Annotated in this window: 25 protein-coding genes; 13 read left to right on the forward strand and 12 right to left on the reverse strand. The window is 59.0% G+C overall.

The annotated features are described in order from the left end of the window. Positions 1-27: 27 nt before the first annotated feature. From IV01_RS19620 to IV01_RS19595, 6 genes are read left to right on the forward strand one after another with little or no spacing between them, the layout of a single operon-like run. Positions 28-753 (forward strand): RDD family protein, encoded by a 726-nt coding sequence (locus tag IV01_RS19620; RefSeq protein WP_032626694.1) that lies wholly within the window; start codon positions 28-30, stop codon positions 751-753. Beyond that, on the forward strand, positions 750-1,730 hold the full coding sequence (locus tag IV01_RS19615; protein WP_032626741.1) for a stage II sporulation protein M: 981 nt from the start codon (positions 750-752) through the stop codon (positions 1,728-1,730). The genes IV01_RS19620 and IV01_RS19615 overlap by 4 nt, the downstream gene beginning before the upstream one ends. Next, positions 1,717-3,303 (forward strand): DUF4129 domain-containing protein, encoded by a 1,587-nt coding sequence (locus IV01_RS19610; RefSeq protein WP_032626696.1) that lies wholly within the window; start codon positions 1,717-1,719, stop codon positions 3,301-3,303. Before IV01_RS19615 ends, IV01_RS19610 begins: the two co-directional genes overlap by 14 nt. Continuing rightward, positions 3,300-4,511, forward strand: a complete 1,212-nt coding sequence (locus IV01_RS19605; RefSeq protein ID WP_032626701.1) for a DUF4350 domain-containing protein — start codon at positions 3,300-3,302, stop codon at positions 4,509-4,511. The genes IV01_RS19610 and IV01_RS19605 overlap by 4 nt, the downstream gene beginning before the upstream one ends. Continuing rightward, positions 4,508-5,578, forward strand: coding sequence for an AAA family ATPase (locus IV01_RS19600; RefSeq protein WP_032626703.1), 1,071 nt, complete (start codon positions 4,508-4,510; stop codon positions 5,576-5,578). Before IV01_RS19605 ends, IV01_RS19600 begins: the two co-directional genes overlap by 4 nt. Then, positions 5,575-6,915, forward strand: coding sequence for a DUF58 domain-containing protein (locus IV01_RS19595; protein ID WP_032626704.1), 1,341 nt, complete (start codon positions 5,575-5,577; stop codon positions 6,913-6,915). Before IV01_RS19600 ends, IV01_RS19595 begins: the two co-directional genes overlap by 4 nt. 37 nt (positions 6,916-6,952) lie before the next feature. Here the strand turns inward: IV01_RS19595 and IV01_RS19590 are convergent, their stop codons facing one another. Both IV01_RS19590 and IV01_RS19585 read right to left on the reverse strand, forming a co-directional pair. Continuing rightward, a complete protein-coding gene (locus IV01_RS19590; RefSeq protein ID WP_032626705.1) occupies positions 6,953-7,312 on the reverse strand; it encodes a PilZ domain-containing protein in 360 nt (119 codons plus the stop codon). Positions 7,313-7,548: 236 nt separating this feature from the next. After that, positions 7,549-7,923 carry a tetratricopeptide repeat protein gene (locus IV01_RS19585; protein ID WP_032626707.1) on the reverse strand — a complete coding sequence of 125 codons (375 nt, stop codon included), beginning with the start codon at positions 7,921-7,923 and terminating at the stop codon, positions 7,549-7,551. 174 nt (positions 7,924-8,097) lie between these two features. Between IV01_RS19585 and pyk the strand changes: the two genes are divergently transcribed. After that, positions 8,098-9,549 carry a pyruvate kinase gene (pyk, locus tag IV01_RS19580; RefSeq protein WP_032626709.1) on the forward strand — a complete coding sequence of 484 codons (1,452 nt, stop codon included), beginning with the start codon at positions 8,098-8,100 and terminating at the stop codon, positions 9,547-9,549. Positions 9,550-9,848: 299 nt separating this feature from the next. Here pyk and IV01_RS19575 read toward each other — a convergent pair whose 3' ends face one another. Together IV01_RS19575 and IV01_RS19570 are read right to left on the reverse strand one after the other, a co-directional pair. Next, a complete protein-coding gene (locus IV01_RS19575; protein WP_032626711.1) occupies positions 9,849-10,772 on the reverse strand; it encodes an iron-sulfur-binding ferredoxin reductase in 924 nt (307 codons plus the stop codon). After that, positions 10,765-11,799 (reverse strand): sensor domain-containing diguanylate cyclase, encoded by a 1,035-nt coding sequence (locus tag IV01_RS19570; protein ID WP_080290222.1) that lies wholly within the window; start codon positions 11,797-11,799, stop codon positions 10,765-10,767. The genes IV01_RS19575 and IV01_RS19570 overlap by 8 nt, the downstream gene beginning before the upstream one ends. Positions 11,800-12,260: 461 nt before the next feature. Between IV01_RS19570 and IV01_RS19565 the strand changes: the two genes are divergently transcribed. Beyond that, entirely contained in the window at positions 12,261-13,784 is a 1,524-nt protein-coding gene (locus tag IV01_RS19565; RefSeq protein WP_032626713.1) for a fumarate hydratase, read from the forward strand. A gap of 283 nt (positions 13,785-14,067) precedes the next feature. On the opposite strand, the gene IV01_RS19560 is transcribed toward IV01_RS19565, so the two are convergent. From IV01_RS19560 to IV01_RS19545, 4 genes are all read right to left on the reverse strand, one after another. Continuing rightward, complete coding sequence (locus IV01_RS19560; RefSeq protein WP_032626715.1) at positions 14,068-15,225, reverse strand: phospholipase D-like domain-containing protein; 1,158 nt, start codon at positions 15,223-15,225, stop codon at positions 14,068-14,070. Between the two features lie 2 nt (positions 15,226-15,227). Beyond that, on the reverse strand, positions 15,228-15,809 hold the full coding sequence (locus IV01_RS19555; protein ID WP_032626717.1) for a YceI family protein: 582 nt from the start codon (positions 15,807-15,809) through the stop codon (positions 15,228-15,230). A gap of 82 nt (positions 15,810-15,891) precedes the next feature. Beyond that, positions 15,892-16,218, reverse strand: a complete 327-nt coding sequence (locus tag IV01_RS19550) for a hypothetical protein (RefSeq protein ID WP_032626718.1) — start codon at positions 16,216-16,218, stop codon at positions 15,892-15,894. A gap of 160 nt (positions 16,219-16,378) precedes the next feature. Then, positions 16,379-17,413, reverse strand: coding sequence for a serine hydrolase domain-containing protein (locus IV01_RS19545; protein ID WP_050507305.1), 1,035 nt, complete (start codon positions 17,411-17,413; stop codon positions 16,379-16,381). 318 nt (positions 17,414-17,731) lie between these two features. Here IV01_RS19545 and olsB point away from each other — a divergent pair, with 318 nt between their 5' ends. Both olsB and IV01_RS19535 read left to right on the forward strand, forming a co-directional pair. Continuing rightward, the gene (gene olsB, locus IV01_RS19540) at positions 17,732-18,487 is read left to right on the forward strand and encodes an L-ornithine N(alpha)-acyltransferase (RefSeq protein WP_032626720.1); all 756 of its coding nucleotides are present in this window, start codon (positions 17,732-17,734) and stop codon (positions 18,485-18,487) included. Continuing rightward, on the forward strand, positions 18,487-19,326 hold the full coding sequence (locus IV01_RS19535) for a lysophospholipid acyltransferase family protein (protein ID WP_032626722.1): 840 nt from the start codon (positions 18,487-18,489) through the stop codon (positions 19,324-19,326). Before olsB ends, IV01_RS19535 begins: the two co-directional genes overlap by 1 nt. On the opposite strand, the gene IV01_RS19530 is transcribed toward IV01_RS19535, so the two are convergent. Continuing rightward, entirely contained in the window at positions 19,287-19,883 is a 597-nt protein-coding gene (locus IV01_RS19530) for an ACP phosphodiesterase (protein WP_032626724.1), read from the reverse strand. The two genes, IV01_RS19535 and IV01_RS19530, sit on opposite strands and share 40 nt — an antisense overlap. Positions 19,884-20,044: 161 nt before the next feature. Between IV01_RS19530 and IV01_RS19525 the strand changes: the two genes are divergently transcribed. Then, on the forward strand, positions 20,045-20,359 hold the full coding sequence (locus IV01_RS19525; protein WP_032626725.1) for an ArsR/SmtB family transcription factor: 315 nt from the start codon (positions 20,045-20,047) through the stop codon (positions 20,357-20,359). Positions 20,360-20,457: 98 nt separating this feature from the next. After that, a complete protein-coding gene (locus IV01_RS19520; RefSeq protein ID WP_032626727.1) occupies positions 20,458-21,507 on the forward strand; it encodes an alkene reductase in 1,050 nt (349 codons plus the stop codon). Between the two features lie 145 nt (positions 21,508-21,652). On the opposite strand, the gene IV01_RS19515 is transcribed toward IV01_RS19520, so the two are convergent. The 3 genes from IV01_RS19515 to IV01_RS19505 all read right to left on the reverse strand — a co-directional run bounded on the left by IV01_RS19515 (position 21,653) and on the right by IV01_RS19505 (position 24,653). Next, a complete protein-coding gene (locus IV01_RS19515; RefSeq protein ID WP_032626730.1) occupies positions 21,653-22,510 on the reverse strand; it encodes a hypothetical protein in 858 nt (285 codons plus the stop codon). Between the two features lie 69 nt (positions 22,511-22,579). Beyond that, entirely contained in the window at positions 22,580-23,581 is a 1,002-nt protein-coding gene (locus IV01_RS19510; RefSeq protein WP_032626731.1) for an NAD-dependent epimerase/dehydratase family protein, read from the reverse strand. A gap of 172 nt (positions 23,582-23,753) precedes the next feature. After that, the gene (locus IV01_RS19505) at positions 23,754-24,653 is read right to left on the reverse strand and encodes a LysR family transcriptional regulator ArgP (protein ID WP_032626733.1); all 900 of its coding nucleotides are present in this window, start codon (positions 24,651-24,653) and stop codon (positions 23,754-23,756) included. A gap of 106 nt (positions 24,654-24,759) precedes the next feature. Here IV01_RS19505 and IV01_RS19500 point away from each other — a divergent pair, with 106 nt between their 5' ends. Then, positions 24,760-25,362 carry a LysE/ArgO family amino acid transporter gene (locus IV01_RS19500; protein WP_032626735.1) on the forward strand — a complete coding sequence of 201 codons (603 nt, stop codon included), beginning with the start codon at positions 24,760-24,762 and terminating at the stop codon, positions 25,360-25,362. Positions 25,363-25,487 lie beyond the last annotated feature (125 nt).

A 25,487-nucleotide genomic window follows, 5' to 3' on the forward strand; every position in this document is an offset into this window, starting at 1 on the left:
TTGTTTTCAGGCGTCCACTTCCAGACAATGCCATCCCCTTACGTTCAGCCAAGGAATGCACCTGCGCCCGCGCCGCTGGATACCCGCACCCGAATTGAAACCCCTGAAGGCATCGATCTGCTCCTGCGCCCGGCAGGCCTGGTCCCGCGAGCTCTGGCATTTGGTATCGATTTCAGCTTCCGCGCCCTGATCCTCGGGGGGTTGTATCTGCTCTTCAGCCTGTTCGAATCCTTTGGCGCGGGGCTGACCGCCCTCAGCCTGTTTCTCGTTACCTGGTGGTACATGGTGTTATTCGAAGTCTTGAACCAGGGCTGCACGCCGGGGAAAAAGATCATGGATCTGCGAGTCATTCACGATGACGGAACCCCCATCGGCTGGACTGCCTCGCTGGTCCGCAACCTGCTGCGCTTCGTTGACATGATGCCTTTCGGCTATAGCCTGGGTGCCATAAGTTGCCTGCAACACCCACAATTCAAACGCCTGGGTGACCTCGCCGCGGGAACGCTGGTGGTGTATCGCAACACCCCCATTCCGCGACCCGTGCTGCCTGACGCCGTGGCGGTGGTTGCGCCGTTCGTGATGAATCTGGAAGAGCAACGCGCAGTTCTGGGTTTTGCCGAACGACAACGCCAACTTTCATCAGAACGAACCCTGGAATTGGCATCGATTCTGGCCGAACCACTGCAAGTACCTCCCGAGCAGGCGGTGGCGCAGCTCAATGGAGTGGCCCGCGGGCTGTTGGGGTCGTCATGAAACAGGCCCTCTTCGAAGCCCGTCATCAAGCTCATTGGCAGCGTTTCGAGGAGTCCCTCGTCGCTCTTGAGCGAGGCAAGCCGCTCAAGGCGTCCAGTGGCTCCTTTACCCGTGACTACCGGCGCATATGCAGCCAACTGGCCCTTGCACAGGAGCGCGGCTACTCCAGCCACCTGGTCGACCCGTTGCAGCAGCTGGCGATGCGCGGTCATCAACAGTTGTACCGACATCGCAGCCCGATCGGCTCGCAGCTTCTGGGGTTCGTGCTCGCAGGTTTTCCGCGACTGGTCAGGGCTGAATGGCGCCTGGTGGCAATCGCCAGCCTGATGTTCTTCGGCAGCCTGTTAGTCATGGCAGGGCTGATACAAGGCTTCCCGGATCTGGTCTACAGCGTGCTTGACCCGCAACAGGTCTCGGAAATGGAAAGCATGTACGACCCGCAGGCCCATCGGATTGGCCAGGCCGTGGAGCGCACCGCCGACGATGACTGGATGATGTTCGGTTACTACATCATGCATAACATCGGCATTGCCTTTCAGACTTACGCCACCGGCCTGCTGTTCGGGCTTGGCAGCCTGTTCTTTCTTTTCTTCAACGGCCTGATGATCGGTGCGGTGGCAGGCCATTTGACCAGCATCGGTTATGGGCAAACATTCTGGTCATTCGTGATTGGCCACGGCGCTTTCGAGCTCACGGCCATTGCCCTGGCTGGGGCAGCAGGGCTGAAGCTGGGCTGGGCGCTGTTGGCACCGGGTCAGCTATCTCGGGCCCACGCGCTGCGTCTGGCGGCAAAGACCAGTGTGCAGCTTATCTATGGCGTCATTGTGTTTCTGCTGATCGCCGCTTTTATAGAAGCCTATTGGTCGTCCATGCGCTGGCCGCAACCGGCCATGAAGTACACCGTAGGCGCGGCGCTCTGGGCGCTGGTCATTGGCTATCTTTTATTCGCCGGAAGGAAGCAGCATGCGCCTGACTGACTCCAGCGTTGCCATTCACCCGCGCAGCCCGTGGGAAGCCATTGATCTGGGCGTACTGCTGGCCCGCCAGCACCGTGGTTTGCTGATGGGTAGCTGGGCGATTGTCACGCTGCCGGTCTTTACGCTGCTCAGCCTGATGCTGTGGGACTACCCGACACTGGCAATTGTGCTGTTCTGGTGGCTCAAACCCGTCTATGAGCGCCTGCCGCTACTCATTTTGTCCAAGGCACTGTTTGGGTCGCCGCCCTCATTGAAAATGGCGCTTGTGGAATGGTTGCAGGCGTTGCGACCAAACCTCCTTTCCAGCCTGACCTGGCGACGCTTGAGTCTGAGCCGCAGCTTCATACTGCCAGTGCTTCAGCTTGAAAGGCCCTCCGGCGAAGAGCTCGGCAAACGTGTCGCGGTATTGAGTCGAAACGACATACGCGCCGCCCGACTGCTCACCGCCGTCGGTAGCTTGCTGGAGATGGCGCTGTGGATAGGTCTGCTGGTGATGTTCTACGTGCTGATCCCGCAGCAATTGCTCACCGACTGGGATCAGTTGACAGTCTTCGAGCTCGATGGAAACCTGAACTGGCTGGAGCACCTGACCAATGCGGGGTATGCGCTGGTACTGGTGATCTGGGGACCGATTTATGTGTCCTGTGGCTTTACCTTGTATCTGAATCGCCGCACCACGCTGGAAGCCTGGGACATTGAACTGGTCTTGCGGCGCCTGCGCCAGAAACTACTCGGCAGCGCCTATGTGCTGATGATCGGGGTCGGCCTGACACTGGCGACTGTCACACAGCCAGCATGGTCCGCTGCGCAAGACTTCAACTGCCCGCTGCCGCCCCAGGACAATGAAGCCCAGGCAAGCCCCGAAAGCGCCCGCCTGACCCATCAAGCACTCACCAGTGAGGCTGCCCGCGAGACTATCCACAAGGTGCTGCAAAATCCGCCGTTCAAGAACCCGCAAACGGTTTCCGGCTGGCGACTGGAGAAGCGCGAGGTCACCCCATCTGCAGAGGGCCCGCAGGCCAGCGGATTGACCGCATGGCTGAACCGACTTATGCAACTGGGTAACTTCCTGGCGCAGACATTCAAAATACTGCTTTGGGCCCTCGCCGTGACCTTGCTTTGCCTGGTTATCTGGCGCTACAAGGCTTGGTTCAAAACCTTCGTTTCCCGCACAACGGGAGACAAAAAAGTGGGCCCCAGCCAGCCCGAGCAATTGTTCGGCCTGCAGATCACCGCACAAAGCCTGCCAGCGGACATCGCCGGCAGTGCCGAGCAACTCTGGCCGAACCAGCCCCGTGAAGCATTGGGCCTGCTTTACAGAGGATTGCTGAGCCGTCTGGTCAGCGACTATCAACTGCCACTGAAAAGCGCGGATACCGAAGGCCAGGTACTGGAGCGCATTGCCCTTCTCAACCAGCCGCAATTACAACTGTTCAGCCAGGACCTGACGACTCAATGGCAAAATCTGGCGTATGGCCACAGACTCCCCCCCGCCCACCTGCAGCGTGAGTTGTGCGATGGTTGGCGGCAATTGTTCGACGTCGCCGCGCTTGATGGAAATTCGCGTCCATGAGCAAGCGCAGTCATTGGCTGATCGCCCTGCTGGCCTTGCTGATCATCGGTATAGGTCTGGTGTATCTGGCCAAAAACCTCGAGCACTATGAAGAAACCATCGACAAGGGGCCTTCACCAGCGGTCAGGGCCAATCCCTATCTGGCTGCAGAGAACTTTCTGCGCCAGCTATCCATTGCCGTAAAAGTCGCTGACTCCCTGAACAATCTGCCCGATCCTGCGCAGCAAACCCAAACCCTGTTGTTGCTCGACAGCCGTGAAGACATGACCCCGGCAGAGGCGGAGCGCGTCCTGCGCTGGGCACGTTCAGGCGGGCATCTGCTGTTTGTTGCCGAACAACTGTGGAACGAAAAAAAAGGCCGCAGTGGCGACTTGCTGCTGGATCGCTTGCAGATTCATCAATTGCTCAGCAAGGACCTCAAGGACCAGGACCGCGCACCCTTCAGAGCAATGATCCCGCTGCGGACGCCTGAACCCGAGCCTGAAAAGCCAGCCACATCCTGGCCCGAGTTGACTCGTCTGTACGTTGAAAACGAAGCGGCACCGGCCTATATGAGTTTCGATACCAGCTTCCACCTTGAAGACCCACAGGACCACGCACAAGCCTGGGCCAACAGCGCCGAAGCCACTCACATGCTGCAACTGATCTATGGCAATGGCGTGATCACCGTTGTCACCGATGCCGACCTGTGGAAAACCCGCGCCATCGGCAAATACGACAATGCCTGGCTGTTGTGGTATCTGACCCAGGACAGCAACGTCACGATGCTGGTCAGCACGAGGCACGACAACCTTTTCAACCTGCTACTGCGCAACTTTCCACTCCTGCTGCTGACGTTAGCGTTGCTGGTTGGCCTGGGTCTGTGGCGAGCGGGGATGCGTCAGGGGCCTTTGTTGCCGGCGCCATCCATGGCTCGTCGACAACTGACCGAACACCTGCGGGCCAGCGCTGAACTGGCCCGGCGCCACAGCGGCCAGCAAAGCCTGCTGCGCACGCTGCAAGTGGACGTCCTGCGCCGCGCCAGGAAACGCCACCCCGGTTTCGAAACCTTGCCTGTTACCGAGCAATGGCAAGTATTGGCACGACTGACACGCCAACCGACCAGCGCTATCAGCCTGGCCCTGCGCCCGCGCCCCGCCACCCGGCTGTCCAGCTCCGACTTCACCCGGCAGGTTGCCCACCTGCAAATCATCAGGAATGCCCTATGAGCGATCAATCAAACGATCCATCGAGCAATAGCGAACCTGTTGTCGAGTTCAATATCGACCACAGCGCATCGCCCGCCGAACCCGCCGCGCCAGCTAGCAATCAGGCACAACAACGCCAACGTGCCAGCCACCTGGCTCAGGCGCTGCGTATTGAGCTGCGAAAGGCAGTCGTGGGTCAGACGGCGGTCATCGATGATGTGCTGACCGCCTTGATTGGCGGCGGCCATGTCTTGCTCGAAGGCGTGCCGGGGCTGGGTAAGACCTTGTTGGTCCGCGCCCTGGCTCGCTGCTTCGGTGGCGAGTTCGCGCGAATCCAGTTCACCCCGGACCTGATGCCCAGCGATGTCACCGGCCATGCCGTCTATGACATGCAGAGCGAACAGTTCAAGTTGCGCAAGGGCCCGCTGTTTACCAACCTGCTGCTGGCCGATGAAATCAACCGTGCGCCAGCCAAAACCCAGGCCGCGCTCCTCGAAGCAATGCAGGAGCGACAGGTCACCCTTGAAGGCCGTCCCATGCCCATCGCGCAGCCCTTCATGGTGCTCGCGACGCAGAACCCGATCGAGCAGGAAGGCACCTACCCCTTGCCGGAGGCAGAGCTGGATCGCTTCATGCTCAAATTGCGCATGGACTATCCCGAGCTCAACGACGAACTGGCGATGGTGCGTCAGGTCACCCGATCGACTCGCGCCGACATGCTGGACGTGCAGCCGTTGCGAGTGGTCTTGCAAGCCCGTGAAGTGCAGGCCTTGCAGCGCATCGCCAGTGAGCTCCCCATGGATGACCAAGTGCTGGACTACGCAGTACGTCTGGCGCGGGCCACGCGCAGCTGGCCGGGGCTGACCATCGGGGCCGGTCCTCGGGCATCCATTGCGCTGGTGCGCGGAGGCCGTGCACGAGCGTTGCTGCGCGGCGGCGAATTCGTCATACCCGACGACGTCAAAGGCTGTGCGCTGGCGGTGCTGCGCCATCGGGTAAGACTGTCGCCTGAACTGGACATCGAAGGTCTATCAGTGGATCAGGTGCTCAAACAGATGCTTGATCAGGTTCCGGCACCGCGCCTATGAAACAGGCGTTGAAGCCTTCCCTCTCCCTGTTTTGCTGGCTTGGCGGCCTGGCGGGCATGGCGTTGGTGCTGGGTGTCTGGTCGGCGCTTGCTCCGGCAGCCGCCGAATTCAGCGGGCTGTTCTGGAGCTTGTTGATTGGGCTGGCGATGCTGGCGGCTCTCGATGGCTACCGGCTACTGCGCCTGCCCTCGCCTCACCTGCAACGCCGGCTACAAGGCAGCCTGGCCTTGGGTCGCTGGAGTGAAGCGAGCGTGCAACTGACCCACAGCTACCCGAGTCCCGTCACGGTTCGGGTATTCGACCACGCGCCTGAAGGTCTTGAATGCGAGCATTTGCCCCAGGAAATCGCCCTGCTGCCGGGGCACCAGGCTGAACTGACGTACCGCTTGCGCCCTCACCAACGTGGCCTGTTTCACTTCGAGCGTTGTGAAATCTACCTGCCCAGCCCGATGGGACTCTGGAGCAGCCGCCGCTATTTACCATTGCACGACGTTACCCGTGTTTACCCCGACTTCGCCCGACTCTACGGTGGACAACTTCTGGCCGTCGATAACTGGCTGAGTCAGATCGGCGTACGTCTACGACAAAGGCGTGGTCTAGGCATGGAATTCAACCAGCTACGCGAATTTCGTGAAGGTGACAGTCTGAGACAGATCGACTGGAAAGCCACCGCCAGGCACCGCACACCGATCGCCAGGGAATATCAGGAAGAGCGTGATCAGCAAATAATTTTCATGCTCGATTGCGGCCGCCGAATGCGCAGCCAGGATGGCGACCTGTCCCACTTCGATCATGCACTCAACGCTCTACTGTTGTTGGGGTACGTCGCGCTGCGGCAAGGGGACGCTGTGGGGTTGTTCACTTTTGCCGGCGAGCAACATCGCTACCTGGCACCTGTCAGGGGGCAAGGCCAGCTTAATGTTCTGCTCAACAGTGTCTATGACCTGCACAGCAGCCAACGTCCGGCGGACTATAGCGCCGCTGCGCGCCAACTGCTGGCGCGGCAGAAACGCAGGGCTCTGGTGGTACTGATGACCAATTTGCGGGATGAGGACGACGAGGAGCTGCTGGTTGCGGTCAAACAGCTCGAACGCCAGCATCGTGTTTTGGTGGTGAGCCTGCGAGAAGAGGTGCTGGACACATTACGGCAAGCTCCGGTCCAGACCTTTGACGACGCATTGACCTATTGCGGGACCATCGACTTCCTCAACGCCCGCGCTGATCTGCAGGAACGCTTGAGCGCCCATGGTGTTGCGGTTCTGGATTCGCGCCCGGCAGAGCTGGGCGCGGAACTGGTAAGCAGGTACCTGAGCTGGAAAAAGGCCGGAGCCTTATAAGCGAACCAAGGGACAGTACCGGGCAGCCGGGACACTCCTAGGCCGACGCCTCCAGAGGGTGAAAGCTGAAGTAGCGACGCAAGGCCTTGATCAGCTCTGAGTATTCGGCAGGCGCTTCGGTCAGAGTAAAGCCCGAATCGTAACTGCCGGGGGTTTCGTCTTCGTGGCACCAGAGACAGGTTGCGTTAACGTCAACCGTCGACGGCAAACCCCGTTCGCAGGGCACCTGAAGACGCAACTGGAATTCAGCCCCTACCAATACAGGCAGGTCACTGATGAGCATCAGCCCATTCTCGGAGATATTACCCAGGCACCCCACGGACTTGCCGGTGTACCGATTGGAAACCCGAAGATAGAAAGGCAGTTGATGTCGTTCGATCTTTCGCTCTTTTAGCATGGTTCAGCCGCCGTCATAGACCATTGAGCATGGTCGCGCTAAATCTTCCAGATTGTCGCAGCCTTGAACTGCACAAACGCTGCGAACAAATGCTTCAAGGTGGATAAATCGCAGAATGTGTCTCTGACTCGCACGCGCCTGTCCAAGTCACTCTTTAATCATCAACTTTACAAAGCGTAGCGCAAAGCGGCCAGACAGCCACCCAAGACCGCTACCGCCTATCCATTCGAGTGTAACTACCGTGAAGCACGCCTCGTCTGGGCGGCCTGCACTCTGGGATAGTGACCCAACTGAGCAAGGGTTTCCAGGCGAGCACGGGCCCTGAACGCGTATTCGCTGGCGGGATATTGGGTAATGATGAACTGGTAAGTCTGCGCCGCATCAACGAACAACTTCTGACGCTCCAGACACTGACCGCGCAGCATCGACACCTCAGGCTGAATGTAACGCCGTGAGCGGCTTTGACGGTCGACCTTGGAAAGGCTCAACATGACGTTTTCACAGTCGCCACGATCATACGAACGGTAGGCGCTGTTCAAATTGGAATCCATCGACAAACGGGTACAGCCACCGACGGCGGCCAGCAATACTAAAATCATCACGATTCGCATGGGACTCTCCTGTGCTCTGCAATGTATCGACCCAAACCCGGATTTCTTCAAGGCGTTTTACGACCAATCGTCTGTCCGCATCCGGCTGCGGGAGTTCAAGGCAGTGAAACGAACAATGACTTCGGATCAAGACAGTAGTAGCCTCTCGCTGCGCTTCATATAAGGAGTTTGTGCATGACCGTACGCCGCACCAAAATCGTCGCCACCCTTGGCCCTGCGAGTAATTCACCAGAAGTCATCGAGCAACTGATCCTCTCGGGTCTGGACGTTGCCCGTCTGAACTTTTCCCACGGCACCCCGGATGAGCACAAGGCACGCGCCAGGCTGATCCGCGAAATCGCCGCCAAACACGGGCGCTTCGTCGCTCTGCTGGGCGATTTGCAAGGGCCGAAAATTCGTATCGCCAAGTTTGCGAACAAGAAGATCGAGCTGAAGGTGGGTGACAAATTCACCTTCTCTACCGCTCACCCGCTGACCGAAGGCAACCAGCAAATCGTGGGTATCGACTACCCGGATCTGGTCAAGGATTGCGGCGTTGGCGACGAGCTGCTGCTCGACGACGGCCGTGTTGTCATGCGCGTCGATACCCAGACAGCTGACGAACTGCACTGCACCGTATTGATTGGCGGTCCACTGTCAGATCACAAAGGCATCAACCGTCGTGGCGGTGGCCTCACAGCGCCAGCGCTGACCGAAAAAGACAAGCTGGACATCAAGCTCGCCGCGGAAATGGACCTGGATTACCTGGCGGTGTCCTTCCCACGCGACGCCGCCGACATGGAATACGCACGCAAACTGCGTGACGAATCCGGTGGCACCGCCTGGCTGGTTGCCAAGATCGAACGCGCTGAAGCAGTGGCCAACGACGAAGTGCTCGATGCACTGATCCGCGCCAGTGACGCAGTCATGGTTGCTCGTGGTGACCTGGGTGTTGAAATCGGCGACGCAGAACTGGTCGGCGTACAGAAACGCATCATCCTGCACGCGCGCCGTCACAACAAAGCGGTGATCGTTGCCACACAGATGATGGAGTCGATGATCTCCAGCCCGATGCCGACCCGCGCCGAAGTATCAGACGTCGCCAACGCCGTGCTCGACTACACCGACGCCGTGATGCTCTCGGCTGAAAGTGCTGCCGGTTCTTACCCGATCGAAGCGGTGCAAGCCATGGCGCGTATTTGCGTCGGCGCTGAAAAGCACCCAACCGGCAAGACCTCCAGCCACCGTATCGGCCACTCGTTCACCCGTTGTGACGAAAGCATCGCCCTGGCGGCCATGTACACCGCCAACCACTTCCCCGGTGTGAAAGCGATCATTGCCCTGACTGAAAGCGGCTATACCCCGTTGATCATGTCGCGGATTCGTTCTTCGGTTCCGATTTACGCGTTCTCCCCGCACCGCGGAACTCAGGCACGCGCGGCCATGTTCCGTGGCGTGTACACCGTACCGTTCGACCCAGCCAACCTGCCACCTGGCCAGGTCAGTCAGGCAGCGGTCGACGAGCTGCTCAAGCGTGGTCTGGTGGAACAAGGTGATTGGGTCATCCTTACCAAAGGTGACAGCTACCACACCATCGGCGGCACCAACGGCATGAAGATCCTGCACGTCGGCGATCCTTTGGTCTAAGACCGCCCCGCGCAGTAACTAAAAAGCCCCGGTTCGCAAGAGCCGGGGCTTTTTGTTGGCTGTTCAATGCAAGCCTTCAGGCACAGCTGCTAAGGCCCGGAATCACGGTAATTGCGTGGGAGCGAGCTTGCCCGCGAAAGGGCAGGCACAACCAGCAGATTTGCCGAACCCGAAGTATGGTCTTCGCGAGCAAGCTCGCTCCCACAGGTTTTGCATTGCCGTTCAAAGAGTATGCAGCTACGCCCATGAAACCGAGTCCTGAAGGGCTTGAGGAGTACGACTTCGCAGGCGCTGCGGTCTCATTCCCGCCCCAAAAACACATCTGCCAACACCTGATTGCGCGGCAGGCCGGCCAGATACAGGCGCTTGGCAAAATCTTCAACACTGTTCGGGCTGCCGCAAACCAGCGCCATACTCTTGCGCGACAACATGCGCAGGTCAGCCAGTGTGGTTGCCAGATTCTGTGGCGTGACCAGTTGCACCTGCGCACCCACTTCCTCCAGCTCCTGGCGCAGGTAGTGCTCACTTTCGTCCCGCGCCAGATGCACAAGACGAATTGCCCCCTGATGATCCTGGCGCAGGGCTTCACGCAGAACGCCCCATAGAGGCCCAAGCCCGGTCCCGGCAGCCAGTAGCAAAAGTGGCCGTTCCTGCCAGTCAGGATCGTACTGCAACGCGCCACCACGCAGCTCGCCAAGGCCAATGGGATCACCGATCTTCAATTGCCGGGCGGCGTCGATAAATGCGCCGGGCTGATGGCAATCGAGGTGGAATTCCAGGTAAGGATCCCCGCCGGGCAGGCTCGCCAGGGAGTAAGGCCTGGCGACACCGCCGACGGTCCACAGCACCACGTGCTGTCCGGCGCGATAACGCAACGGGCGTTCAGGCTCCAGGCGTAGACGTAATACGGTTGGGCTTAGCCAATCGCAGCCCGACACCACAGCAGGAGAACCGTCACGCAATGGATCAAAAGCCTGGATCGTCAGATCTCCAACAACGCGGCACTGGCAGGCCAGACGCCAGCCTTGCTGATGCTTGCCTGGGTCCAACGCTTCAGGAAGCGCATCGGCCGGCTCACCGTCAACGCAACGCACCAGACACGCATGGCAACTTCCAGCTCGACAGCTATAGGGAACGGCGACTCCAGCCTGATTGAGGCTGTCAAGCAAGTTGCTTCCCGGGGCGACCGTCCAGCGACGCTCCCCCACCTGCAATTCAGGCATCTACGTTTTCCCAGCCAGCCACACATCGATTGCGTCCAGTGCGTTTGGCCAGATACAGCGCCTGATCGGCGCGCTGCAAGGCTTCATCCAGATTGTCGCCACGCTCTAGCAAGGTCATGCCGATGGACAGGCTCAGACTGACGTCAGGCAAGACATCGAGTTTGACCTGAGCGTAAGACTCGCGAACCCGCTCGCAACACTCGATCAACTTCCGCTCCGTACACAGGGGTATCAACAACACGAACTCTTCTCCACCGTAACGGGCCAGCACATCTGTGTCGCGAAGACAGTTTTCAGCACGCTGGGCGAATGCCTGCAACACTTGATCGCCCGCCGCATGCCCGTAGTTATCGTTAATGCGCTTGAAGTGATCAAGGTCGATCAGGGCCAGACCGTGGCAAGTCTCACCCTCCAGCAGGTTCAGCTCACGGGCTGCCATGCGCAGAAAATAACGGCGATTGTACAGGTTGGTGAGTTCGTCGGTGGCGGCAAGCTCTTCAAGCTGCACCATCATGCCGCGCAGGGTCTCCTGATGGGCCTGCAAGGCATAACGGCGCTGACGCAAACGCTGACGCTGGGCATACACGTAGCCCGCGAAAAGGCTGAGCCATAACAGCATGACAAACAACGCACTGAACTGCAGAACGGCAGTTGCCACATGCTGCATACGGCCGGTGGAAAACTCCCAGACATTGATCCCGGCAAAGCTGATGAGCACCAGCAGCGAACAGCGGGCAAAAACCATGGGCGTGAGTTGGAAAAGGCCGAACAGCAAAATCGGCGCGTACAGGATGAGAAACGCCCCGCGCGCGGTATCGAGATAAAACACCAGCCAGGTCAGCCAGGTCAAAGCCAGCGTTACCTGGAACTCGGTGAGGCTCGCGTCGGCAAATCGCTGGTTGAACTTGCTGAGAAACACCACCAGCAGCACAAGCTGGCTGACAATCACCAAGGTGCAACCGATCAACGCGACGTGAAGTGGCTGATGAAGCTCTCCGGCATAGACAGCCAGCCAGCTAAGGGACATCACCACCAGATAGGTCGCGACAGCCAGACCGAAACGCCTTAAAAACAAAGATTGCGTAGCCGGAGAGATTTGTCTTGTGTTCGTCGTGCTCAAAAAGGATTCCTTCCCATACTGGCACCAGGGACCAAACTCTAGCTTCGTTAGCGAAAGGTTGCCCACCCAAATGAATAAATACGTTCAATAAAGTACAAAAGCAATCAACAAAAAATCCCCGCAGCGCCCGTCGTACCTGCGATTGCGCGCAAATCCCCATGTTAACTGGCGCAGTTGCGCTTCGAGCCTGACAATAGTGCACTTGATAACCGATGGATGGACCTGTGCGAGCGACGGGTTATACTGCCGCGCCTTTTTGTCGCAGCCATATAACTGTTACAGCCCTGATACATCACTGATACAACAACGGGTTGGAGATGGCTCGGCACATTATTGAATGTTCCCGACCTGATAGAGGAGCGCGCCCCATGACCGTGATCAAGCAAGACGACCTGATTCAAAGCGTCGCCGACGCCCTGCAATTCATTTCCTACTACCACCCGGTAGATTTCATTCAGGCCATGCACGAGGCGTACCTGCGTGAAGAGTCGCCTGCTGCCCGCGACTCCATGGCGCAGATCCTGATCAACTCGCGCATGTGCGCCACCGGTCATCGCCCGATCTGCCAGGACACCGGGATCGTCACCGTGTTTGTGCGCGTGGGCATGGACGTGCGCTGGGACGGCGCCACCATGGGCCTGGACGACATGATCAACGAGGGCGTACGTCGCGCCTACAATCTGCCGGAAAACGTATTGCGTGCATCGATCCTGGCCGACCCGGCAGGCTCGCGTAAAAACACCAAGGACAACACGCCGGCCGTGATTCACTACTCCATCGTTCCGGGTAACACCGTGGAAGTGGACGTGGCTGCCAAAGGCGGCGGCTCGGAAAACAAATCGAAGATGGCGATGCTCAACCCGTCCGACTCGATCGTTGACTGGGTACTGAAAACCGTTCCGACCATGGGCGCGGGCTGGTGCCCACCGGGCATGCTCGGCATTGGTATCGGCGGCACTGCCGAGAAAGCAGCCGTGATGGCCAAGGAAGTGTTGATGGAATCCATCGACATCCACGAGCTGAAGAAGCGCGGCCCGTCCAACCGTATCGAAGAGATGCGCCTCGAGCTGTTCGAGAAGGTCAATCAGCTGGGCATCGGCGCTCAGGGCCTCGGTGGTCTGACCACCGTGCTCGACGTGAAGATCATGGACTACCCGACCCACGCAGCGTCCTTGCCGGTGTGCATGATCCCCAACTGCGCCGCTACTCGTCACGCCCACTTCGTGCTCGATGGTTCCGGCCCTGCGTCCCTGGAAGCGCCATCGCTGGACGCGTACCCGGAAATCGTCTGGGAAGCCGGCCCGTCAGCCCGTCGCGTCAACCTCGACACCCTGACACCGGAAGACGTGCAAAGCTGGAAGCCGGGCGAAACCGTTCTGCTCAACGGCAAGATGCTCACCGGTCGCGATGCCGCCCACAAGCGTATGGTCGAAATGCTCAACAAGGGCGAAACCCTGCCGGTGGACCTCAAAGGTCGCTTTATCTACTACGTCGGTCCGGTTGATCCGGTGCGCGAAGAAGTAGTCGGCCCGGCTGGCCCGACCACCGCCACGCGGATGGACAAATTCACCCGGCAGATCCTCGATCAGACCGGCCTGTTGGGCATGATCGGCAAGTCCGAGCGCGGTCCAACGGCCATCGAAGCGATCAAGGACTACAAAGCCGTGTACCTGATGGCGGTCGGCGGCGCAGCCTATCTGGTGGCGCAAGCGATCAAGAAGTCGAAAGTCGTGGCCTTTGCCGAACTGGGCATGGAAGCGATCTACGAGTTCGAAGTCAAAGACATGCCGGTCACGGTAGCGGTGGACAGCAAGGGCGAATCCGTCCACATCACCGGTCCGCAGATCTGGCAGAAAAAGATCAGCGACAGCCTGGCGGTAGAAGTGCAGTAAGCACCTCGGCGGCCCAATAAAAAACCCGCAGCGATGCGGGTTTTTTATTAAGAGGACCACATTGCGCCCCCTGTGGGAGCGGTGCTTGCCCGCGAAGAACGATAACGCGTTATTGCTAACGACGTGGGACCGGCTTTAGCCGGGAAGGCGGCATTTCAGACGATGGATATTGGGTGGATGTCCGGGCCTCTTCCCGGCTAAAGCCGGTCCCACGTCGTCACATCCGCTTGCGAGCAAACATAGAATCTCCCACAGGATTAGGATTACAGTTCCCGCCCGAACGTCACCCCCGCCTATTCAACGCATTCACCACCAACCGATCTACCCAACCCCACAAGCGCTGTTTGATCCGGCTCCACAATGGTCGGGATTTCCACTGCGCCAGAGTGATTTCCTTGCTCACGGCAAAATCCTTCTCAAAGCTGGCAACCACATCCCGCGTCAGACCCGAGTCGAGGGCTTCAAGGTTGGCTTCCAGATTGAAGCGCAGATTCCAGTGATCAAAGTTGCACGAGCCAATGCTGACCCAGTCATCAATCAGCACCATTTTCAGATGCAGGAAGCACGGCTGGTATTCGAAGATCTTCACGCCCGCGCGCAATAGACGTGGGTAGTAACGGTGTCCGGCGTAGCGCACTGATGGGTGATCGGTGCGCGGACCGGTGAGCAGCAAACGAACATCGATGCCCCGCGCCGCAGCCCGTCGCAGCGAGCGACGGACTTTCCAGGTCGGCAGGAAATACGGCGTTGCCAGCCAGATGCGTTTTTGGCCGCTATTCAAGGCGCGCACCAGTGACTGGAGAATGTCGCGATGCTGGCGGGCGTCGGCATAGGCCACCCGGCCCAGACCATCCCCGGAAACCGGCACTTTGGGCAGGCGCGGCAGACCGAAGTTTTCTGCTGGACGCCATGCAGTGCGACGTTCATTGGCGTGAAATTGACGATCAAACAACGCTTGCCAATCGATCACCATCGGACCGGTGATTTCTACCATCACTTCATGCCATTCACTGACATCTGCCGATGGCTGCCAGAACTCGTCGGTAACCCCGGTGCCGCCTACCACCGCCAGCTGCTTGTCGACCAACAGCAACTTGCGATGGTCGCGATAGAAGTTGCGAATACCGCGCCGCCAATGAATGCGGTTGTAGTAACGCATGATGACGCCTGCATCGTTCAGTCGTTTGCGCAGGCTGAGGGTGAAAGCCTGTGCGCCAAAATCGTCGAACAGGCAGCGGACGATCACACCGCGCTGTGCCGCATCCACCAACGCTCGGACCACCGCGTCGGCGCAGGCCCCGGCTTCGACCAGATAAAGCTCCAGCTCCACTTGCTGCTGCGCGCTGTCAATGGCAGCGATCATGCGTGGAAAAAAGGCTGGACCGTCGATCAGCAACTGAAACTGGTTGTCCTTGCGCCAAGGAAAAATCGCTCCGGACATGATCAGCGCGCCGTGAAGATCAAGACGGCGCCCACGGGAACCGACAGACTCACCGCCGATAAGCCCGCAGCGCTACGCAGTGCCGAGAAGCCGGGCACCAGACCAAAGTCCTGAGCATTGACCACCAGCGGTTCAAGCGTCACCACCTGAAAGCGTCGCTCATCAAGCCGCGTGGCAAGCAACTCCGCCCGATAGCTGTGGGACTTGCCATGCAGCTGCACAATCAGCGGCAGGCGCAGTTCCAACTGTGCGCCGGGTGCCAGATCGTTGATGGGGCGCAGATCGAGCTGGGCGTTGATTTTCGCCCGGGGGAATTTTTCCACGTCAAAAACCTGCTCGCGAATTCGCTCATCGCGCAGGGCAATGCCAGTGCTGACCGACTCCAGCTCAACCTCGACTTCAGCCAGCCCCTGACGGTCGACCTTGCCGTGCAGCGTCAGGAAACGATGAACTTCGGCAATGTCAGAATTCTTGGTGGAGGTGAACGAAAGTCGCGACGACTCGTTATCCAGATACCAGTTCGCCTGAGCAGACAACGAAAACACTGACAACAAGGCCAGCAGCAGGCGGGTTGTGGTGTGCATGCAAACTCCAGATGCGCATTGAGGGGCAACCTTACCGCCTGTCTGACCGCTGGCAAACTGCTACGTTCGCAAGCAGCACCGATCAAGGCGGCAGCAAGCGACAACCCTGTCGCTCACCCTGCCAGGCGGCAACGCTGCTGCGACCTAGCCCTTCGGCCGATACCCGTTTATTTGCCGGGTCATCCAGCAGGCTGCTGGGTACGTACTGTTTGACGTAGCCACGGCAATAGTCGGCGGAATTAAGCATGACGTAGCGGCAGGAGCAATACTCCTTGGCGGTATAGGCGCTGATGATGCCCGGAAAGGCACCTAAAGCGACGCGGTTTTGCCAGACCAGAACGCCCACTGCCACCAACATCAATAGCAGCAGACTGCTGAAGGGACGACGTCGTATAAATCCGGTAATCATCTCGACTTCTCTCATCACATAATTGAAATGCAGCGCACAGCTTGGGCTGGGGTCGTGGGATCGGCTTCAGCCGGGAAGTCGGCATTCCAGGCGATAAATATGGAGTGGTTGTACTGGCCTCTTCCCGGCTAAAGCCGGTCCCACGTCGTCACATCGGTCCCTACAGCGCAGGGGCCTCTTTACCAAACGCAGCCAGCGTCAGCTTGAGCAACTGATCATGTGAGTAGCTCCCGTCGCGATCATCGGCATAGCGCACGATCACCAGCCCGGCGCTGGGCACGACATACAGCGCCTGCCCCCAATGCCCCAAAGCAGCGAAGGTATCAGCCGACGCATGCGGCCACGGGCCTTTAGCGCCGTCGGCGGTGCGGTTAAGCCACCACTGGCCTCCAGAGGCTTCGTTCGCCTGCAGGCCTGCAAACGGCGTCAACACGAAATCCACCCAGGCTACGGGCAATAACTGCTGTTCATTCCAGCGCCCGCCGCACTGCATCAGCAATCCGATACGCGCCAGGTCTCGTGCAGTCATGTAGGCGTAGGAAGAGCCGACAAAGCTCCCGCTGGGGTCCGATTCCCACACCGCGCTGCGCATACCCAACGGTTCGAACAACGCCGTCCACGGGTAATCGGAATAAGCCTTTTCTCCCACCATGCCGCGCAGCGCTGCCGACAGCACATTGCTGTCGCCGCTGGAGTAAAGAAAGGCGGTACCCGGTGCATAAGCACTGCGATGCTCGGCAGTAAAGCGCGCCATATCACCGCGACCCCGGGTGTAGAGCATGGCGACTACCGAGGAGTTGAGCGGCGCGTATTCGTAGTCTTCCTGCCAGTCCAGGCCGGAAGACCAGTTCAGCAGGTGCCGCAAGGTGATGCCGGGGTGCGCGCTGAACGGCGGATAGAACCTGGCCACCGGATCATCCAGCTGAAACCTGCCCTGCCCAAACGCGACACCTAGCACCGTCGCCATGATGCTTTTGCTGATCGACCAAGTGAGGTGCGGCGTCTCGGCGCGGGTTTCACCGGCGTAGCGCTCATAGATCACCTGCCCGTCGCGCATCACCAGCAAAGCATCGGTACGAATGCCCTGGCGCGTTTCGTCGTTGCGCACAGGGAATGCGTAGTTCTCAAGGGCTTGTAGAGCGTCGGCATTGGCGTTGATCGAGATTAACAGCAGAAACAGCCAGGCAAACCGCATGGGGCGGACCTCGGAATGGGATGGCCGGAACTTAGCAGGAGGTCATGACAGAAATTGCACCAGCATTTTGAAATGCATTCCTGTGGGAGCGAATTTATTCGCGAAGGCGGTAGGTCAGACACAGGTGTTGATCGGTAAGGCCCCCTTCGCGAATAAATTCGCTCCCATAGGGGTTTGCGTTCATTCAGCCCCGTCACATAACCATCACCAAACGTTCATGGTCATGACATCGCCTCTGCATAGCCTGAGTTTGAACAGCAGCGCCAGGCCATTTCAGCCGATGCCCGCACTTGCAGGGCTGGCTCACGGAGATTTCGCATGACTCAGATCGCCCGCATTCGCGACACAGCGTCCGACCGCCGTCTTCAGGCCGAACGCCTGACCGGAACCAAAGCTTTGCAGGAAGCACAGGCATTGCGTTTCACCGTTTTCAGTGGCGAATTCAACGCTAAACTCAAAGGCGCAGACCAGGGTCTGGACATGGACGACTACGACGTGCACTGCTCGCACATCGGCGTGCGTGACCTCAATACAGGCAAGCTGGTCGCCACCACTCGCCTCCTTGATCACAAGGCGGCCAACACCATCGGCCGTTTCTACAGCGAGGAAGAATTCAGCCTGCACGGCCTTGGCCATCTGCAAGGGCCGATCCTGGAATTGGGTCGCACCTGCGTCGATCCCGAATACCGCAACGGCGGCACCATTGCCGTGCTGTGGAGCGAACTGGCCGAGATCCTCAACGAAGGCTCCTACAGCTACCTGATGGGCTGCGCGAGCATTTCGATGCAGGACGGCGGCATTCAGGCTCACGCCATCATGCAGCGTCTGCGCGAACGTTATCTGTGCACGGAAAACCTGCGCGCCGAGCCGAAAAATCCACTGCCGGCCATGGACCTGCCGAGCAACGTGATCTGCGAAATGCCGCCTTTGCTCAAGGCCTACATGCGCCTGGGTGCGAAGATCTGCGGCGAACCCTGCTGGGACGAAGACTTCCAGGTTGCGGACGTTTTCATTCTGCTCAAGCGTGACGAGCTTTGCCCGCGTTACGCCCGCCACTTCAAGGCAGCTGTGTAATGAGCCGGATACGTGGCTACGCCCGAGTCGCACGGGTGCTGATAGTGATCGCGCTGGGCCTGACCATTGCCGGCGCATTCGCCTGCATGGAGCGCGTCAAGATTGGTCATTCCATGGCCCGTCGCCAGCGCTGGAGCCGCTGGTTCATGGCTCGCCTGACCGCGGCTTTGCCGTTTCGCGTGATGGTCAGCGGCGAACTGCCTCGCCAGCCGATGCTGTGGGTCAGCAATCACGTTTCGTGGACCGACATTCCGCTACTGGGCATGCTCGTCCCACTGTCGTTTCTGTCCAAGGCCGAAGTGCGCACCTGGCCGGTCGCAGGCTGGCTGGCGTTGAAGGCCGGCACCCTGTTCATCCGTCGCGGGGCGGGCGACAGCCGTCTGATTCAGAAACAGATGGGCAATCACTTGCAGCAGAACAACGCGCTGGCGATTTTTCCGGAAGGCACCACCACCGACGGCACCGGGCTGCGCACCTTCCACGGGCGCTTGATGTCCAGTGCTATCGACAGCGGTGTAATGATGCAACCGGTGGCGATTCAGTATTCACGAAATGGCAAGCCTGACCCTATCGCCCCGTTCATAGGCGATGACGACCTGCTCTCGCATTTGCGTCGGCTGTTCGCCAACGAACAGGGCGATGTGCATATCCAGTTATTGACGCCGATTGTCACTCAGGGCAAGGAACGTGCAGCGCTGGCCTATGAAGCACAGCAAGCAGTGCAGGTCGCGCTGTTTGGCGAACTTCCTGTCACCGTCGAAAAACCAGTTGCTGAGACACCCCAGGTCGTTGCAGAGCCTCAGCCAGCCGAGAGCCCACGCTCGGCCAGGGCAGCCTGAGAAAAATCCTGCAGAAACGGATAAAACTCGGCGAAGTCAGCACTCAAGGGTTGGTAGAGCGCATGCAACTCCTGCATGGCGCCCGCCAACCCTTGAGGCCGTGACAAGCGCCGGGAAATCCCCATCAACACCTGCTCCAGCACGGCGAATTCCTGATACGACCCGAGCCAGTCCTGAGCCGCCATGCGCGGGGCGATCAGCGCCAACCGCTCGGGCAACTCCGGCTCGGCCTCGAGCACGCTGTAAACCTTGCGGGTGAATGCGGAGAGCGGAACGTCCGCGTAGATCGTCCAGTCACGCGCCAGACAGTGATCGAAAAACACATCAAGCACGATGCCCGCGTAACGTCGCCGCTCGGCGGGGAAGCGGGCAATGGCTTGCTTGATCAGCGGATGGCTGTCGGTAAAGACGTCGATGCTGCGATGCAATTGAATCGCCTGCGCCAGCTCGTCCGGAAACCGCCCGACCACAGGTCCTTTGACGAAATCGCCATACAGACTGCCGAGTAATTGTGCCGGGCGTTGGCCGCCGAGGTGCAAGTGTGCGAGGTAATTCATAACGCCCAGCCTACGCCGAAATACTCGACAAGCCTATATCGATATAACCCGATATAGCGTTTTGCCCTATCTTAAGCAGAAAATCATATTTGTATATCGCGAAATACAAATATAAAGTTCGCTTCATCGCGATATAGCGTTAGACCCATATTGAGAACGACATGCCTATCGACCTCGACGAAATAATAAAAGCCCTGGCTCACCCTGTACGCCGCGACATCCTGGTCTGGCTCAAGGATCCGCTCACCTGTTTTCCGGACCAGACCCACTCGACGGAAAACGGTGTTTGCGCAGGTCAGATCGACCAGCGCGCGGGGCTTTCGCAATCCACGGTTTCCGCGCATCTGGCGACGTTACAACGGGCGGGGCTGATCACCAGCAAGAAGGTCGGCCAGTGGAGTTTCTTTCGACGTAATGAAGAAGTGATCCAGGCCTTTATCGAGGCGCTGGTGCTGGAGCTCAATCCGCCTTCATAAGGGCATGTAAGCCCCCTGTGCCCCTGATTACTTTTCGCCAGAGCGGCAACCCCGTCCTGGCTCCAACTACCAATTGATCATTCAAGAGAATTTGACGCATGACGACTATCTTTGACCCGATCACCATGGGCGATCTGCAACTGTCCAACCGCATCATCATGGCACCGCTGACCCGCTGCCGCGCCGACGAAGGCCGTGTACCGAACGCGTTGATGGCTGAATATTACGTACAGCGAGCGTCTGCCGGCCTGATCATCAGCGAAGCGACTTCGGTGACGCCGATGGGCGTGGGCTACCCGGATACGCCAGGCATCTGGTCCAACGATCAGGTGCGCGGCTGGAGCAACATCACCAAGGCCGTCCACGCCGCGGGCGGCAAGATCGTCCTGCAGTTGTGGCACGTCGGGCGCATCTCCCACCCGTCGTATCTCAATGGCGAAACACCGGTGGCACCGAGTGCAATCAAACCAGATGGCCATGTGAGCCTGGTTCGCCCTCTGTCCGACTACGTCACCCCGCGAGCGCTGGAATTGGCGGAAATTGCCGACGTCGTAGAGGCTTATAGGGTTGGTGCTGAAAACGCCAAGGCGGCCGGTTTTGACGGTGTGGAAGTCCACGGCGCCAACGGTTATCTGCTCGACCAGTTCCTGCAAAGCAGCACCAACCAGCGTACTGACCTGTACGGCGGCTCGATAGAAAATCGTGCCCGTTTGATGCTCGAAGTAGTAGATGCAGTCATTGAAGTCTGGGGCGCCGGTCGCGTCGGCCTGCACCTGGCACCCCGTGCCGACTCCCACGACATGGGCGACGACAACCTGGCCGAGACGTTCGGTTACGTCGCGGCAGAAATGGGCAAACGCGGTATCGCCTTCATCTGCTCGCGCGAACGGGAAGCTGGCGACAGCATCGGTCCGCAGTTGAAAAAGGCATTCGGCGGCGCTTATATCGCCAATGAGAAATTCACCAAGCAAAGCGCCAACGCCTGGCTGGCCAATGGCTCGGCTGACGCGGTGGCATTCGGCGTGCCGTTCATTGCCAACCCGGACCTGCCCGCTCGCCTGAAGCAGGACGCGCCGCTGAACGAAGCGCATCCGGAAACCTTCTACGCCAAGGGGCCGGTGGGTTATATCGATTATCCGGTGCTGTAGGGGCCATGAGAGCTTGACTTGAAATAAATAACCCTGTGGGAGCGGTGCTTGCCCGCGATAAGGCTGCATGCGATCTAACGTAATCTGCGTCCAGCCTTATCGCGGGCAAGCACCGCTCCCACACAGAGTCATCAATACTTCACAATCACCTGCGTGCGTTGACCTGCTGTGAAAGGTTCTGAATCTGGCTCTGCAGCGTATTGATGTTGCGCGTCATCTGGGCGCGGAACGCGTCAAATTCGGCGGTGTTGTTCGCCGCAGCCACCGGCACCGTGCGGTTTTCCTGTTCGCTCTTGAGCACAATCAGGTCCTGCTCCAGACGTTCAATCGCAGCGCTCGGGTTGCCTTGTTTCTTCAGAGCGGCCACATCAGCATTCAGGCTTTTAAGCTGAGTGTCGATTTTCTCAAAATCGCCCTGGGTAGTCTTGGTGTCAGGGATTGCAGCCTTCAGCGCAGTCAGCTCGCTGGTAACAGCCTTCAATTGCTCTTGCAGTTGGGTATTGGCGGTCTGCTGCTGGGTGGCCTGGGTGGTGATCTGCTCCAGACGCTGTTGCAACGTGGCTTGTTGACCCGCTGCGCCTTCCTGCAGTTTGTCCTGATCGGCCAGTTGGTCTTCGATTAGCTTGATGCGCTGTTTGAGCGCGACGCCATCCACCACCACCGATTCGGTTGCCACCACTTTGCCGGAGATATCCTGCAAACGGCCGGCGGCTTCTTCACTGATCCGCGCAAAGCTTTCCTGGGTCGCAACCAGCTGTTGCTCCATCAGGGAAATCTGCTGAAAGCTCCACCAGCCCAGGCCGCAGAAGGCAATGAACAGCGCGCCAACCAGCGCCCACAAAGGGCCAGTGCTGGCCGCCTTGACCTTGACCACAGGTGTATCGCGAGAATAGACAGTGGTGCGCTTGCGCGCGGAGGTGGACGCCGGAACGAAGTCGTCGTCATCGTCCTTGGCGCTGAGATTCGGAACGTCATCGACGTCGTCGTAAGGATCATTACGCATGAGGAACCCTATGTGAAACGGTGATGATGGCTACTTGAAGAGCGCGAGTATAACCGCTGAAGTTGTTGCCTATGGCGCGCGCATGTTGTGTTGCACTTTCCACCAGTCGCAAAACTCGTCCAGTGCCGCCCACAGACTGACCTGCGGCTGATAATCCAGATACTGCTGCGCACGACTGATATCAAGCGTGAAATCCCTGCTCATCACCTGCATTCCCAAACGCGACAGGGTAGGTTCAGGTCGACCCGGCCAGAGAAGGCAGGCGCCTTCATTTATAGCAGCGGCGGTGTAAGCCAGGCCAAAGGAACGGTAACGCGTGACTTGCGGCAACTGCATCCGGCGCATCACGTAGTTGACCGCGTCCCACACAGGTACCGGTGTGCCGTTGCTGATGTTGTAGGCCTTGCCCAACGCGGAACTACCGGCCAGCAAGCTGCTGAGCATGGCCTGATTAAGGTTGTGCATGCCGGTGAAGTCGACTTTGTTCAACCCATTGCCAATGATCGACAAGCGCTTCTTGCGCTGCATGTTGAGCAGCCTGGGAAAAATGCTGGTGTCTCCAGCGCCCGTCACGAAGCGCGGCCGCAAGGCGATGACTTCCAGGCCAAATTCCTCAGCGCCGAACACCTTCTGCTCGGCCAGATATTTGGTCGCTGCATAGTGATTATTGAAGCGTCTGGGTACCTGTTCTTCCTTGATGTTCAGGTGCGAACGGCCATCGAAATAGATCGAAGGTGAGGATAAATGCACCAGCCGGCGCACCCGTTGCTTCAGACAGCCTTCGACCACGTTTTCGGTGACTTGCACATTGCCCTGAAGAAAATCCTGCTTGCGCCCCCAAACGCCCACTGCCCCGGCGCAATGCACCACGGCCTCGACGTCATGGCACAACTCGCGAACCAGTTCAGGGTCGATCAAGTCACCCTGAATGAACTCGGCCCCACGCCTTACCAGGTGCTCGACACCTTCGGCGCGACGACCATTGACCCGAACGCTGAACCCCTGCTCCAGAGCGAACCGCGCAAAGCGCCCGCCAATAAAGCCGCTTGCGCCGGTGACCAGAATTTTCATTTACCACTCCGTTAAAAATCACTTGGCTCTTTGAAACAGCACGACTCAGTAGGAGCGCGCTTGCCCGCGATTGGATCGTTCAGACAACACTTGTATCGACTGACCAGACGCCATCGCGGGCAAGCGCGCTCCTACCCGTCTGACACTATCAATCAACGCATCTTGCTGACGCTCACTTCGTCTCCAGCGGCACCAACCATTGCCCGGCCTGCTGCGCCAGATGCCCGGTCAAGCGTGTCAGCAACTGCCCGCCATTACGCCAATGATGCCAGTACAACGGCACATCCACGGGTTTGTCGGGCGCCAGCTCCACCAATGAACCACGCTGCAACTGCTCGCGCACCTGGATCTCAGGCACCAGCCCCCAAGCCACACCGGCTTCAGTCATGCGCAAAAAGCCCTCGGACGATGGGCATAAATGATGCTCAAAACCACCCGCAACCCCAAGGGACAAAAGATATCGATGCTGCAACAAATCGTCCGGACCGAAAACCAGCGCGGGAACCCGAGCGAGCCGTGCCGCATCAAATCCGTCCGGAAAATGACGCGCAATAAAAGCAGGACTGGCCAACCCACGATAGCGCATGGCGCCCAACAACTGGCTGCGTGCACCGGCGACCGGCCGCTCACTGCCGCACAGACAGGCCGCCACCTCCCCGGCACGCATACGCTTGAGGCCGACGTCCTGGTCTTCGACCACCAGATCCAGCAGCAAATTGTTCTGCGCGCAAAAATCGCCAATCGCCGAGGCCCACCAGGTCGCCAGGCTGTCGGCATTCAACGCAATACGCAGACGTTCAGGCATCCCTTCTTCGTCCAGTGCCGGCACCTGACTCTGCAGATCACGCTCCAGCAGACGGACCTGCTGCACATGGTTGAGTAGACGCCGGCCAATATCGGTCGGGCTCGGCGGCGTGGCGCGCACCAATACGGGCTGACCAATACGCGCCTCGAGCAGTTTGATCCGCTGCGAAACTGCAGACTGTGACAAACCCAGCACCTGGGCGGCACGCTCGAACCCGGCTTGCTCGATCACCGCGGCGAGGGCGGAAAGCAATTTGTAGTCGAACATCAGTTTCTCTAATGAGCGATCAGTAATATTTGTTTTTCTTATACATCGCAGTTAACCACAATTGCCAGCCAAACCTGTGGCCGATCATCATTGTGGAGTACGTTTCATGTGGCAGAGTTATCTCAACGGCCTGTTAGTCGCCGCCGGGCTGATCATGGCAATCGGCACACAGAATGCGTTCGTCCTTGCCCAGGGTCTGCGCCGCGAACACCACTTGCCGGTTGCGATGCTGTGTATTGCCTGCGACGTATTGCTGGTGGCGGCCGGGGTTTTCGGTCTGGCGACGATGCTGGCGCAAAATCCGACGCTACTGGCGGTGGCCCGTTGGGGTGGGGTGATCTTTCTCCTCTGGTACGGCAGCCAGGCACTGCGGCGTGCCTGCTCTCGGCAAAGCCTGCAGCACAGTGAAGTCATCGGCCTGCGCTCACGCCGCGCCGTATTGCTCAGTGCGTTGGCAGTCACCCTGCTCAACCCGCATGTCTACATCGACACGGTCTTGCTGATCGGCTCCCTCGGTGCACAGCAGACTGTCCCGGGGGCTTATGTCGCGGGCGCAGCCAGCGCTTCATTGCTGTGGTTCACAACGCTGGCAGTGGGTGCCGCATGGTTGGCCCCATGGCTGGCCCGCCCCGCTACCTGGCGGCTGCTGGACTTGATGGTTGCGGTGATGATGTTCAGTGTGGCGGCGCAGCTGGTCAGGGCTGGATGAGCCAGTGAAGGACTGTAGGAGCGCGCTTGCCCGCGAGTGGTTTTTTCAAACGAAGAATTAATCGATTGAACTGACGCTATCGCGGGCAAGCGCGCTCCTACAGGAGTGATCTCAATATTGGCGCG

It is taken from the genome of Pseudomonas syringae, assembly GCF_000737245.1.
Classification (GTDB): Bacteria; Pseudomonadota; Gammaproteobacteria; order Pseudomonadales; family Pseudomonadaceae; genus Aquipseudomonas; species Aquipseudomonas syringae_J.